We start from the raw sequence: 13,473 nt of genomic DNA, 5'->3' as shown, positions 1-13,473 counted from the left end.
TAAATGGCGCACTTTGTTGCGGAATCGTGGTGTACTTTGCTCCGGAATGGGTGGTGTACTTTCGTCGGAATATCTAATTTAATGACAATTATGTTAGGGATAGATTTAACGACACTTTTAAAGGCGGAAAACGTGAGCACTCAAATACCTTTAGAGACGAGGTAACTAACGATGCAAATAAATTTTATCCACTGGTTAGGGATTTATTTGATATTCAAAATATTTCGATAGATTATATTTCATCAGGTATTGATGGTTTAATAAAAGGGAAGTTTAATGTGATATTAGTAAAAGAACTTTATTTAAAATTAATAAAATTCAATCTCGATTTATCAAATACTTTAAGCTCCATCTGGAATGTAAGTTACTTCATTGATGAAAAGGTTGTCGATAATGAAATCTTAGAATATTTGTCTAATTTAGCATTAAATCATTCACATCCAGAAAAAAGTAATAATCCAACAGATCCACATTTTGATAGCTTAAATTCGGTAAGGGGTGCAGCAATTCATAGAATAATTCATTGTTATTACGATATCAAATTTTGTGATACTATTTTCACTACGGTTGAAAATGCTTGTGATGATAGTCAAACTTCTGTGAAAGTTGCGATATTGTTAAACCTTGCATATCTTAATTATTTAGATATTAATAGAGCTTTTAAAATTTTCATTAAACTAACAGATACAAATGATGCCCTAATACTTAAATACTGTTTTAAATCGGCTAGTTTCTTTAATAAGAAGTTTTACTCAAATATGCTACCATTAATGGATAAAGCCATTAAAAATGAAGAATTACACGATAAAGGCAGTTATTTGATAGTTCATAGTTGGTTATTAGGTTACGATAATAACAAACAATATTATAATAGATTTATAAATAGTAGTAAAAAAGCAAAATTACAAGCATTGCATATTGCAGAAGAAAATATATTTGCAAAGGCATTGATGGATAAAAAATGTTTAGCTATTTTATTTGAATTCATAAATCAAATTGATGATGATTTTGCAAGTTCTTATTCAACTTTAATTTTAAGAAAATTTAATAATTCAAACTTTAAAGAGCTACTTCCTTTAATGAAAAAATATTCTAAAACAATATTATTCAGGAATCAACCAAGGTACTTTTTGCAATATTTATTACAATGTGCAAAAGATTATCCTAACGAATGTTTAGAATTGTTAGAAAATATGAAGTTTAATAAAGTAACTACTGTTCAAGATAGGGGGCATTATGATGCGGAGCCAGTCCAATTAGTATTATCAATTTATAGTAGTTTAAACAATAATTTTAAGACAAACAAAAATCAAATCGAAAGAGCATTATCTGTTTTTGATGATATGTTAAAACTAGATCATTTAAGATTGAATTCAAATAAAGTAATGGATACTTTAAAGACAATATAATATTAATAAGTGAGAAAGAACTTCTATTCAAAAACTTAAAAACATACAATAAAAATGTGCTACTTAAAAATCTTTATGAAATAATTACAAGAAAGTACAAGCATTTTAAATGATTAATTAGTAAAATTTGAGATTTTATAATTAAACTAAAAATGTAATCCGAAAGATTTCTTTTGTACAGCCAATATATATTCATTAGTTTCTATCAAGGCATTTATAAATAAATGGACGTTATCAATAGTAAATTTTGATAAAATATCGTAGCCCTTTTTATGACATTTTCTGTACTTTTTGCCACTACCACAGAAGCAAATAGAAACTCTATCAAGTTTACTATGCAAATGCTGGTTTACTGTTAATAATTAATTTAAAAAGAATGAGTTGAAAAACAATTAGATTCAAATAAATATATGCTTTACTTATCCATTATCCCATTTAAGATTTAATGCCCATTTAGTATGCTTCCCAATTTTATAAACATATTTTTTCGTCCTTTCGTCGTGTCCTAAACGATTAATAAAATATTCGTCAACCCAAATATATTTTTCGGTATCTCCTAAACTCAATAAATCCCTTAAAATTTTGATCTGATCATTATTAGGAACAAAATCGTAAACATCAAAAATAAATATACCCTTATCTCCACTGTCTAAATTGATAATAGGTGTTTTAATAGATCCTTTAAATTTATAATCAATAAATTTAAAATCTTTCCAATGTAATATATCAGTAGATATTAATTCCTCACAGAATTCTCTCCAAGGTGAAATCTCTCTATCTTCCTTAGAATAATACCATTCTAAAAATTCTATTACATTTATACCTTTTACAAATACTCTCAAATCTCCTTTTGCAATACCTTTCTCCGTTTCAATTAATCTATCGGATTTTACATCTAGTTTTTCAAATATTTTTTCTGAACCAGGTAAAGTTTTGTAAGCTCCTCCAACTGGTTGAAAATAGTCTCGATGGTTACTTTTTACTAATAAATATTTATTGTCAATTTTGATACGGTATAAATAAGCTAACGATAAACGAATGTCCTTTTTGCGATAAAGAAATTGGGTTTGATAATAGAATTTTAGTTGTTTAATGTTTTGCAATAATTGAAGTAATCCATACAAAATAATCCCGCCTACAAGTTCAATCGAAAGATTAAACAGTGTGCTTGATAACTGGTCGTTTTCATTGGCTGGAAAAAATGTCCTAAAAAGTATAAATCCACCAAAAATTATTAGAACTACTATGTTTGAAAGTCTTGTTGTCATAATATTTTAGGGCTTGGTTTGACAGTTGAAATTGTTTCCAGTATAATTTCAAAACTTAATGCTTTATTCGGGTAAGCATTTGCGATTGCCTCTGGTAAAATTTTTAATCTAATATCTGAAAAGGAATACCCTAAATCATCATTCTTTTCTGGACTAGTGATATTTGCTAATTTATTTAATTGCTCTTCTGTAAAATCCAAACCTATAAGACTTTTAGAAAAAAGTTCTTTTCTTTCTTCAGTAGTTGGTCTTTCAAATTCTAAAATAATTGCAGCTCTTCTAATAATTGCTTCATCAATAAAATGTAGTCTGTTAGTTGACATAAAAACAACAGCTCTTCCATTCAATTCTCTAATTTCATCGATTTTCTGAATTAATGTGTTTACAGCAGCTTTTTCTTCCTGATGCATTTGTGATGTAGAACGCGTTGTTGCAATTGCATCAGCTTCATCTATTAATAAAAATGCAATACGTTTTTTACCTGCCTGAACTTTTAATTCCGCAAAAGCATCATTAACTAAATTGCCCATCTGTCCGTGTAATCCTTCTCCTCTTACTCTTGTACTTAATTTTAGAAAAAAACCTTCCTTTTTCAACTCTCTTGTCATTCTATCAGCAATTGATTCAGCCGAAACTGTTTTTCCGGTTCCAGCATCACCTGCCAAAATTATTAAAGGATATTTATCCTTTAATTGACCAATAATTGGTAATTCAACTTTGTGGAATTTTTTGCTCCATTCTATCAAACTATCCTGGTCTAATAATAATTTTAAATTGGAGTATATTCTATTAAATTTTGTATCAAATCCTATTAGATTTTTCGTTCTCTCTTGTATTTCTGAATTTGGTAATTCGATTGTGTTATCAAAAATTGTAGCCATTATTTATAAGTTGTTTTTTGTAATTCGTAGCCTTTACTTCCATATAATTGCCCTTGAGAATTACTTAAATGAGGGAAAGAATTGTCTATATTAGTAGTACTCCAAGACAATTTAAAATTATTATTCTTTTGGAAATTACTTTTATCAGTTGCTGTAAGATCATTCCATTTTTTAGAAAAAGACAATATCACAGATAGGTGTGTATCTGGCAAATTATTCCAATCATTATTGTTTCCTGCTCTTTCACTCGAAATTGCAGTTCCATTTGCATTTACAACAAATTTTGATGCTCTTAAAACAGTATTGTTCTCATTTAGTAAAACAATATCTACCGATTTTAAATATTCATTTTCTGCATAAATCATAATATCGTTAAAAACATTATCTGCATAACTTACTTCCCATTTACCAGTTCTCCTAGCAATCGTTCTAATATCTGTTTCACATCCTTCAAATGTTTTTCTTATATCAATAACTGTATAAGTGCTTGTGTTCGTAATTGTATTGTACATATTTCTATTTTATATTAAATGTTGGTCCAAAAACTCTTTTCCATTCCTCAATTGTTTCTCCTTCAAAATTTTTAGATTGAGCAATATTAAGAGAATCAAATGCATCTTCTGCTTCTGCTTTTATTTCTTTCCAAATAGTATTATTTATTTTTTTTGAAGCATTATTTTCATTATTCGTATCATCAGCAACAAATATTGAAGATTGATATGAAGGAATTTCATTTATAGCATTCTCAAAAGTAATTTCTGGAAAGTTTTCAGAACTAACAAATTGAAAAAATCTAATAATTCCCTCTTCTATATTTTCTTCAACACCGTAATTTGCTTCCAAATACGCAACAATTAATTCAATAACAAATGAAGAAATACCTGGCTCAGTATCCGTTGGGTTTATCTCTTTGTAGTTTTTCCACCATTTCAAAGCCCTAACGATTGAAGAATAAGAAGAATTATTTCTTCTTAATTCAAGATTATGTAATAAATGTTTAGAAACACTTGTAATGTATTTACCGCCTCCGCCTCTTTGTGGTTGCCAAACATAATCAACTGGTTCGGGAAGAGGAACAACTGGAACTATATCTATTTGCAAACCAGTTCCAGTAAAAGTGATTGTGATTGATTTTGTATTTCCTTCAGCATCAACATCTTTATTAATGTCTTTTTGAGGATATATTTCTTCTAAATATTTTACTATAAAATCGTGTAATTTTTTTAGGTCGTTTTGGATTTTATCATCTCCTGTAACAAATAAAACTAGATCAATATCAATTGGATGCTCTCCAGTAGGCTTCAATATTGTATGCTTTTTCCAAGAACCAGCTAATATATATTTAGAAACCTTTAGCCCAGTTCTATTGTCATTTTTTATTTTATCTTCTAATTTTTGTTTTAAATTGTTTATCTGATCTCTATACTTTTGCATATTTTCAGGCTTCAATTTTATTTTATCAATAAAGAAGTGTAATTGGTTGTTATCTAATTTCATAGGAATAATTTTATTAATTATATCAAAAGGCAAACCATATTTTTTTATGTGTCAATTTGTCATATTTTTTAAAATTAAATTACTTTTACTTTAATTTTTCTGTAGCCTAATAATATTATAAATGAAAATCCAATATTGCTCCGATCTACATCTTGAATTCCCAGACAACAAAGAGTACATTCTTGATAATCCAATAGAACCAATAGCTGATATACTTATTTTAGCTGGAGATATTGTGCCTTTTAAAATAATGGACGACCATCAAGATTTTTTCAATTATATTTCAAGACATTTCAAAACTACTTTTTGGATACCCGGAAATCACGAGTATTACTATTACAAAGTTGATAGCAGCGGAATTTTAGATACAAAAATTAGAGAGAATATCTTTTTAGTAAACAATTGCGTTAAAGAAGTTTCCGGAGTTAATTTAATTTTTTCTACACTTTGGTCAAATATATCACAAGCCAAGCATTGGACTATTCAACAAGCAATATCCGATTTTAAAGTAATAAAGTACAAGGATCGATTATTTAATGTCGATGATTATAATTTGCTTCACCAAGAAAGCAAAGAGTTTCTTCAAAAAGCATTAGCAATGAAATCAGAAAATAAAACAATTGTAGTTTCACATCACGCACCAACTTTTGTAAACTATCCAGAAAAATATGTCAATAGTAAAATCAACGAAGCTTTTGCAACCAACTTAACAGTCTTAATCGAGGACAGCAATATTGATTATTGGATTTATGGACACCATCATTCTAATGTTCGAGATTTTGAAATTGGAAACACTAAATTAGTTACCAATCAATTGGGATATGTTAAATACAATGAGAATATAGGTTTTAATTCTAAAGCTTATATTACAGTATAAATAAGTTTACACTTATACATAGATTTATGTAATTATACATTAATAAATTGATATTTAATATAATAAACCTATATTTGCACAATAAACCTATCAAGTTTATTATAACAATTATTAGTTTATTATGGAAAAGTTAAAAGAATACATCCATCAAATACTAGGCAAAGACCTTGAAATAAAAGAGCTGCCAAATGACTACACCAATAAATTACCTTACATTTTCAAGAATAATTTTAATTTTTATGTAACTCATTTACACAATCACAAATTAATATTAGTACAGGTCAATAAAGAAGACGCTTTTAATGCTGCACAATTAAGACAACAAGTTGTTGCAATCCAAAAAGTATTAGGTGAAAAAATTATCATTGTTACCGAAGACATCACGGCAATAAATAGAAAAAGGCTTATTGACCAAAAAATTAGTTTCATTGTTCCAGGAAAACAATTGTTTCTCGCAGAATTACTTATAGATATTCAAGATTTCAATAAAGACAAAGCATTTCAAAAAGAATTTCTATTACTTCCTTCAGCACAATTAATCTTACTATATCAAATACTGCACAAAGATGATAGTTTAAGTAAATACACCTTCAAAGAACTGGCAGAAAAATTTCGATACACACAAATGGGAATAACGAAAGCAATTGAAAACTTGAAAAGACTAGCTATTGTTGAGGTTGTTGGAACCAAAGAAAAAAATATTATATTTGAAAATGATGTGCAAAAACTTTGGAAAAGCACAGAAAAGTATCTTGTAAATCCAGTCTTTAAAACAGTTTATGTAGATGAAAAACCAGCAATAAAAATGTACTGCTCTAACACTACGGCATTGGAAGAATACAGCGATATGAACCCAAGTAAATTGGAATATTTTGCCATAGAAAAAACTAAATTCTACGAGTTAGAAAAAAACAATCAATTAATAAATCTAAATAATGAAAGCGGAAATTACGCTTTAGAAGTTTGGAAATACAATCCAGAATTAATAGCAAAAGGAATAACAAAAAAAAACAATGTAGATCCATTGTCTTTATACATTAGTTTGAAAGACGGGTTTATTGACGAAAGAACAGATATGGCATTAGACCAAATAATAGAAAAATACGTATGGTAAGAGGTTTAGAAATTTTCAGACAGCATTTTAAAGATTTTACAGATAATTACATAATTATCGGAGGGACAGCTTGTGATATCATCATTGACAATATTGGTTTAACACCAAGAGCAACCAAAGATATTGACATAATTTTGGTTATTGAGGCATTAAGTCCCGAATTTGTTACTCATTTTTGGGAGTTTATAAAACAAGGAAATTATGATGTCAGAGAGAAAAGCGAAGAAGACAGAAAATACTATCGTTTTCAAAAACCGCAAGTAGAAGAATTTCCTTTTCAAATCGAACTATTCTCAAGAATTCCAGATTTATTAGATTTGGACGAAGGAACACACCTAACTCCAATTCCTGTTGATACAGAAATTTCGAGTTTATCGGCAATCCTAATGGATGATGATTATTACAATTTCACAATTCAACACAGCCAATTAGACAACGGAATACATTTGGCAAATACTGAAGCGTTAATTGGCTTAAAAGCCAAAGCATTTCTTGATTATAAAACCCGAAAAGAAAACGGAGAAAAAATTGACGAGAAGCAATTGCGAAAACATAAAATGGATATTTTTAGATTGTTACTGCTACTAACTCCAGAAGATAACTTTACCATTGCAGAAAGCATTAAATCAGATATTGCAAATTTTGCAGAAGTTGTAAAAGATGATTTACCAGATAAACAAATTTTCAAAGAAATGGGTGCCGGAAATGTTGATGTAGAAGAGTTGTTTGGGTTGTTAATTGGGGCTTTTAATCTTTAAGAAATGCAGATGAGTACACCAATAATAAATATTTTTACTTACGGACTTCCCTTTAAATTAGCTAATCAAATATATAAAGAGTTTCAAGACAGAGTAAAAGAAGCTAATTTTTTGGTAGAAAACTCACCACGTTTTAAATTTTTAAACGATTATAATGAGACATTAGAACTACTTATTGCTTTATCAATTTTTCATAAACGAGTAGTTTCAAATTTAGACGGAGCCGTTAAGTTTTATGGAATAGTAAATTCTATAAGTAAAGCAGATACAATTTCAATGGGAAGTTATGATTTAACCTTTGAAGAGAAAAATAAAATCTTAGCACTAGTAATTAATTATCGAACATTAATTAAAAAATTTGGAATTTCTGAAAATGATTTTGATTACACAGAAACCAAAGAATTTTTATCAAATTTAAAAAGAATAAAATCATTGGATACTTATGACGACAGAAACGATAAAGGAATCGGAAAAAATATTGAAGACGATCTCCCCTTTTAAAGAAAAAGCATTACTTGAAAAAGAAATTATAGCATTTGTAAATAAGTTTAAGTCAACAGTTGCAAATCAAGCAACTAGAATGAGTGATTTTTTTGAAATGAGTTGTTTTAATCACATCGTAACTTTTTATGAGAATAACAACTATTTAGCGTCAATCGAAAACCTTCAAGTTGGAAAATACAGATACAAATGCTCTACATCAGGTGTACAATCTAATTTTTCACATTTTAAAGTAACTAAAAACATCGAAGGTAAAGATTATATTTTCGAAATTCAGCATAATCTAGCGGTACAATCCTCGCATCATAATGAAATATTTACAACACCTGACATAAGTATTATAAAAAAAGATTCCGTTAACGAAACAGTAGAATACTACGATACTAAAAGGAGATTTTGTTTTGTAGAAAATAAAGATTTGATGACTTTTTGTGAAGTAAAACAATTTAACCCATTTCCGGAACTATTATTCAATTTTATAGGTGTTGTAAATGAATTAAGAAAAGACATTTTAACTAATACGGCAAAAGTAGAAAATCCAATACATATTGCTCCTAGTCTAATGATTTCGGGTAAACCAAACAAACAAGCAAAAAGAATTAAAGAAGAACTTGAAAAGCGATATTGTTTGAATATAATATTTGATATATTTCATTCTGGCACTGCTACATTTTCAAGACGAAATGTTAATGGATTAAAGCAAACGGGAACAGTTTCAACTAAATAAAAATCTATGTATCTATCAGTACTCAAACTTTGGAATTTTAGAAAATACGGGTCAGATGACCTATTGAATATTGAAAAACCTAATTTAATTGTTCCTTTTAACAAAGGTTTAAATGTATTAATTGGCGAGAATGATTCTGGTAAAACTGCTATTATAGATGCAATTAAATTAGTTTTAAAAACTCACGCTTACGAATGGATTAAAGTTGAAGAAACAGATTTTCATAAAGACACTTATAATTTAAGAATCGAGCTTGAATTTAAAGGATTAGAACCAAATGAAGCTAAAAACTTTATAGAATGGTTGGGTTGGGAAGGAGAAGGCGTAAATGCAAAACCGATTTTGCGATTAATTTATGAAGTTAGCAGAACTGCTGATAGAATTCTTCCTGCTGATGTCAAAGCTGGAATGGACCAAACAGGACATCAATTAAATGCAGAAGCTAGAGATTATTTGAAATCAACTTATTTAAAAGCTTTACGTGATGCAGATTATGATTTAACGGCAAAAAAGAATTCAAGATTATCACAAATACTCAAAGAACATAAACTATTCAAAAAGAAAGACAAGAACAGTACTCACGAATTTGAAAATATTTTTGAAGATGCTAATAATTTAATAAATGAGTGGTTTACCGATGATTGCAAAACAAATGAATTTGACTCAACAAACAAGGCTTTGATAAAAGAAAACATTGATATATCATTAGGAAAATTTATTGATGATGAACACAAATCTAAACTAGAAATTGGCAATCCTGAAATTAAAAATATTCTTGAAAAAATATCTCTTGGAATTATAGGAAAACAAAATTTGGGTCTAGGAACAATGAACCGTTTATATATGGCAGCAGAACTACTGCATTTAAAAAATGACAATTGGAATGGATTACGATTGTGTTTAATTGAAGAGCTTGAAGCACATCTTCATCCACAAGCACAAATGAAAATTATTGAAGCACTACAAAATGAAACTGAAGCTCAATTTATTTTATCTACACATAGTCCAAATTTGGCTTCAAAAGTAAAGCTTCATAATCTTATACTATGCAAAGACAACAATGTTTTTCCTTTAGGTGAAGACGCAAATGAAGAAAACAAAGACAAAAATAATGATAAGTATACCAAACTCTCAAAAGAAGATTATAAATTTTTAGAACGTTTTCTTGATGTAACCAAAGCAAATTTATTTTTTGCAAAAGGCATTATTTTAGTTGAAGGTTGGTCAGAAGAAATTTTATTACCAATTTTAGCAAAAAGACTTGGTTATGATTTAACAGAAAAAGAAGTTTCAATAATAAATGTTGGTTCTACTGCATATTTACGTTTTGCAAAGATATTTTTACGTAATGATGGAAAAGAATTGAAAATTCCTGTTTCAGTAATATCGGATATTGATTTGCCTGAATTTAAACGTGAAATGGAAATTGATGAAAATGGAAAGCCTATTTTAAAAGGCAAAAATAAAGTTTATAAACTTAATAGAGTATCACAAAATGATGATGTTAAGAGCGGTATAAGAAAAAGAAAAGAGGGTGAATTTGACAAAAGCAAAAGTGTTTTGCATTTCGTATCAGATCTATGGACATTTGAATATTGCTTATTAAAATCAAATTATTTATCCGATGAGTTTAAAAAAGTATTGAAAGTAACGCATCCAAAAACTTTTAAAAATAATGATTGGGAGGAAAATCTTGCAAAAATACTTTTAAACAAAACTATCGATAAAACTGAAATTGCATATAAAATTTCACTAAATGAAGATAAAATAAATGTAACTAATGAAAACGATACTATTACTTATCTTATTGATGCTATAAAACACGCCTGTAATGAAAATTGAAATAGAAGATATACACATATTAGAAGCTGAGCAAATTTTCATTAATGGAAGTAAATTTGATAAAGAAGAAAGAATTCCATTTATCAAAAATCTTGAAACTTGCGATTTGTTAGCTGTTCCTGGAAGTGGAAAAACAACTGCCTTAATGGCAAAACTATATTGTTTATCAAAACAATTACCATTTGATGATGGCTCTGGAATTTTGGTCTTAGCTCATACAAATGTGGCTGTTGATGAAATTGAAAAAAAACTAAAAAAACACTGCCCAAACTTATTTGAATATCCAAACTTTGTTGGGACAATACAGAGTTTTGTAAATAAGTTTTTGGCTAATCAAGCTTGTTTTGAAAAGTATGGATCTTATATAAAGAGAAATGAAGATGATTTTATTTACAAAGATATTTTAAAAAAGGTTAAGTCAAAAAAGGGAAGTGCATATTGGGTTGTATATAATGCTGCAAAAAGCAAATACAATAAACTTGATAAAGATTTTATACTAAAATATGATTATCAAATAAATGAAGAAGAAGCTGAAAAAATAATTTTAAATCTTCAAAATGCTAAATTTTTAAACACGAAACTCGCTTTGAATTATGATTATAAAAAAATAAAAGATTCTAATTTAAGTGAATTTGAGAAAAAAATAGCCATAGAATTTAATAAAATTTTAGATCTAAATGCTAAAGAAAATTCTGCATTATTTGATGTAATAAAATCCTTTAAATATAACGAGAAGAATTCATATTTTACTTCTGAAAGATTAAATTACAATTTACAAACTTCAACTAATTCAGGAAAAGAATTAAAAGAAATATTTGAAGAGAGTTATAACTCAGGAAACTTAATCTTTAACGACTCTTTTAGATTAGGCAATGAGTATTTGTGTAATTATCCTCAAATAAAAACAATTCTTCAAAAGCGTTTTAAATATGTTTTTATTGATGAAATGCAAGATTTAGAAAAATTTCAAATAGACATTATTGATGAAATCTTTTTTGAGAGTGATTCTTCAACAATTATTCAAAGAATTGGAGATAAGAATCAATCTATTTATAACAATGTCAGAGAAATTTGTGATTGGATTACTAGACAAGCAAAAGAACCAAAAAAGTATAAAGATTTATCATTACAAAATTCTTTAAGATTAAATAAAACAATTGGAAAACTAGTTGATTGTTTTGTCCTTGAAAGATCAGGAGGATATACGGTGAGAGGTTTATTTAATTTTAAAAATGAGATTGGAATATCAAATGAGAAGTTAAATGCTGAGAATGAAATTCCACCACATTTGATATTATTTACAAATGAAACTAAGCATATGCTAAAAGATAAATTTGAATATCTTATTAAAGATTTCAAATTAGATTGTTTGGAAATTATTAAAGATAAAAAATCGGAAAAAGCTAATTTTAAAATAGTTGCTTGGAATACTGTCTGGGATAGTGAAAAAAAAGAAGATGGAAAAATTCGATTAATTGACGTTTTTCCTGAATATTCAAAAGAAGCTAAAGCAAAGAAGGAATATTTTACCACTTTAAGCAAATACCTTCAATTATTTGACCAAGAAAAGAAAACCTTAGAATCAGCTAGAAAGTCTATTTTGAATGCTCTGACGACTGTTTTATATTATCAAAAAATAAGATTTTCAATAAGCCAATTAATGGACTCTATAAAAACTTATAGAAATGATGATGGTGAAGAATTTTATGAAAACTTTAAACAAAAATTATATTTATGGTCTTTTGATATAGCCATATTAAAAGATTATGAGGTTGTGTTTAATTCAGTTAAAAATTTTATTGAAACTGATTTTAAATATTGGTTTCTTATTGAGTTGACTTCTGAATCAAAAGAATTTATTTCAACTTTTACTATAGAAATTATACTTGAAAAAGAAGACATTGATGAGACGAAATTAAATTTTGATATAGCTTCTGTACATTCAGTTAAAGGACAAACGCTCATTGCTACAATGTACATTGAAACAGCTTATGACAAACCAGTATATGAAACTTTAAAACTCAAAGAAGCAAGTAAAAATAAATCAAAAAAGAAACAAGAAAGTAAAACTCATCCACTTCATTTTGAACCACATTCTTGCGAAGGATCAAATGCAAAACAAGCTTTAAAAATGATGTACGTTGGTTTTTCACGTCCAACTCATTTGTTATGTTTTGCGGTTTTAAAAGAAAACGTAAAAGATGATTTGGAAAAATTTAAAAATGCAGGTTGGAAAATTGATTATGATTTAGCCCCTATAAACAGCAACTCTCAAAATGTGCAAGAATAATAAATCTTCAAAACCCATTATCTCATTCATCTGCACAAAATTCTCGTTTATTCCACGTATTCCTAAACTCAAATCTTTGTTTGCTTCATTTCGCTAATTACATTTTCGTAAAAAGAGAAATTTTTAGTATAGTTTTAACGATAAACTTTAGTTTTAAATTGTCACTCCTTTGCCAACGCTCCTAAAAAATTTTCTGGCACAGTTTTCCCCAAAAACTCGTACGCTTCGCAACTAGATATTCCGACGAAAGTACACCACCCATTCCGGAGCAAAGTACACCACGATTCCGCAACAAAGTGCGCCATTTAT

Annotated in this window: 13 protein-coding genes; 8 read left to right on the top strand and 5 right to left on the bottom strand. The window is 28.0% G+C overall.

The genetic code is table 11. The features are described 5' to 3' along the window. Window positions 1-278: 278 nt before the first annotated feature. A complete protein-coding gene (locus EKM02_RS14285) occupies window positions 279-1,409 on the top strand; it encodes a hypothetical protein (protein WP_126456292.1) in 1,131 nt (376 codons plus the stop codon). 146 nt (window positions 1,410-1,555) lie between these two features. On the opposite strand, the gene EKM02_RS15320 is transcribed toward EKM02_RS14285, so the two are convergent. The 5 genes from EKM02_RS15320 to EKM02_RS14260 all read right to left on the bottom strand — a co-directional run bounded on the left by EKM02_RS15320 (window position 1,556) and on the right by EKM02_RS14260 (window position 5,055). After that, window positions 1,556-1,750 carry an SEC-C metal-binding domain-containing protein gene (locus EKM02_RS15320; RefSeq protein WP_126456290.1) on the bottom strand — a complete coding sequence of 65 codons (195 nt, stop codon included), beginning with the start codon at window positions 1,748-1,750 and terminating at the stop codon, window positions 1,556-1,558. 78 nt (window positions 1,751-1,828) lie between these two features. Beyond that, the gene (locus EKM02_RS14275) at window positions 1,829-2,677 is read right to left on the bottom strand and encodes an HU-CCDC81 and SPOR domain-containing protein (protein WP_126456288.1); all 849 of its coding nucleotides are present in this window, start codon (window positions 2,675-2,677) and stop codon (window positions 1,829-1,831) included. Beyond that, complete coding sequence (locus EKM02_RS14270) at window positions 2,674-3,558, bottom strand: ATP-binding protein (RefSeq protein WP_126456286.1); 885 nt, start codon at window positions 3,556-3,558, stop codon at window positions 2,674-2,676. Before EKM02_RS14270 ends, EKM02_RS14275 begins: the two co-directional genes overlap by 4 nt. Beyond that, entirely contained in the window at window positions 3,558-4,070 is a 513-nt protein-coding gene (locus EKM02_RS14265; RefSeq protein WP_126456284.1) for a hypothetical protein, read from the bottom strand. The genes EKM02_RS14270 and EKM02_RS14265 overlap by 1 nt, the downstream gene beginning before the upstream one ends. 4 nt (window positions 4,071-4,074) lie before the next feature. Beyond that, window positions 4,075-5,055 (bottom strand): CBASS oligonucleotide cyclase, encoded by a 981-nt coding sequence (locus tag EKM02_RS14260; RefSeq protein WP_126456282.1) that lies wholly within the window; start codon window positions 5,053-5,055, stop codon window positions 4,075-4,077. Between the two features lie 121 nt (window positions 5,056-5,176). Here EKM02_RS14260 and EKM02_RS14255 point away from each other — a divergent pair, with 121 nt between their 5' ends. The 7 genes from EKM02_RS14255 to EKM02_RS14225 all read left to right on the top strand — a co-directional run bounded on the left by EKM02_RS14255 (window position 5,177) and on the right by EKM02_RS14225 (window position 13,164). Further along, window positions 5,177-5,932 (top strand): metallophosphoesterase, encoded by a 756-nt coding sequence (locus EKM02_RS14255; protein WP_126456280.1) that lies wholly within the window; start codon window positions 5,177-5,179, stop codon window positions 5,930-5,932. A 121-nt stretch (window positions 5,933-6,053) separates the two neighbouring features. Beyond that, entirely contained in the window at window positions 6,054-7,046 is a 993-nt protein-coding gene (locus tag EKM02_RS14250) for a MarR family transcriptional regulator (RefSeq protein ID WP_126456278.1), read from the top strand. Beyond that, window positions 7,040-7,804 (top strand): hypothetical protein, encoded by a 765-nt coding sequence (locus tag EKM02_RS14245; protein WP_126456276.1) that lies wholly within the window; start codon window positions 7,040-7,042, stop codon window positions 7,802-7,804. The genes EKM02_RS14250 and EKM02_RS14245 overlap by 7 nt, the downstream gene beginning before the upstream one ends. A gap of 9 nt (window positions 7,805-7,813) precedes the next feature. Further along, window positions 7,814-8,305 (top strand): hypothetical protein, encoded by a 492-nt coding sequence (locus EKM02_RS14240; RefSeq protein ID WP_126456274.1) that lies wholly within the window; start codon window positions 7,814-7,816, stop codon window positions 8,303-8,305. Then, window positions 8,247-9,032 (top strand): hypothetical protein, encoded by a 786-nt coding sequence (locus EKM02_RS14235; protein WP_158614764.1) that lies wholly within the window; start codon window positions 8,247-8,249, stop codon window positions 9,030-9,032. The genes EKM02_RS14240 and EKM02_RS14235 overlap by 59 nt, the downstream gene beginning before the upstream one ends. A 6-nt stretch (window positions 9,033-9,038) precedes the next feature. Then, on the top strand, window positions 9,039-10,874 hold the full coding sequence (locus EKM02_RS14230; RefSeq protein ID WP_126456269.1) for an ATP-dependent nuclease: 1,836 nt from the start codon (window positions 9,039-9,041) through the stop codon (window positions 10,872-10,874). Continuing rightward, a complete protein-coding gene (locus EKM02_RS14225) occupies window positions 10,864-13,164 on the top strand; it encodes a UvrD-helicase domain-containing protein (protein WP_126456267.1) in 2,301 nt (766 codons plus the stop codon). Before EKM02_RS14230 ends, EKM02_RS14225 begins: the two co-directional genes overlap by 11 nt. The last annotated feature ends 309 nt before the right edge of the window (window positions 13,165-13,473 follow it).

Source organism: Flavobacterium sp. RSP49 (assembly GCF_003968735.1).
Taxonomy (GTDB): domain Bacteria; phylum Bacteroidota; class Bacteroidia; order Flavobacteriales; family Flavobacteriaceae; genus Flavobacterium.
The sequence above is the reverse complement of the archived record's forward strand: the minus strand, read 5'-3'. Positions and strand labels throughout refer to the sequence as shown.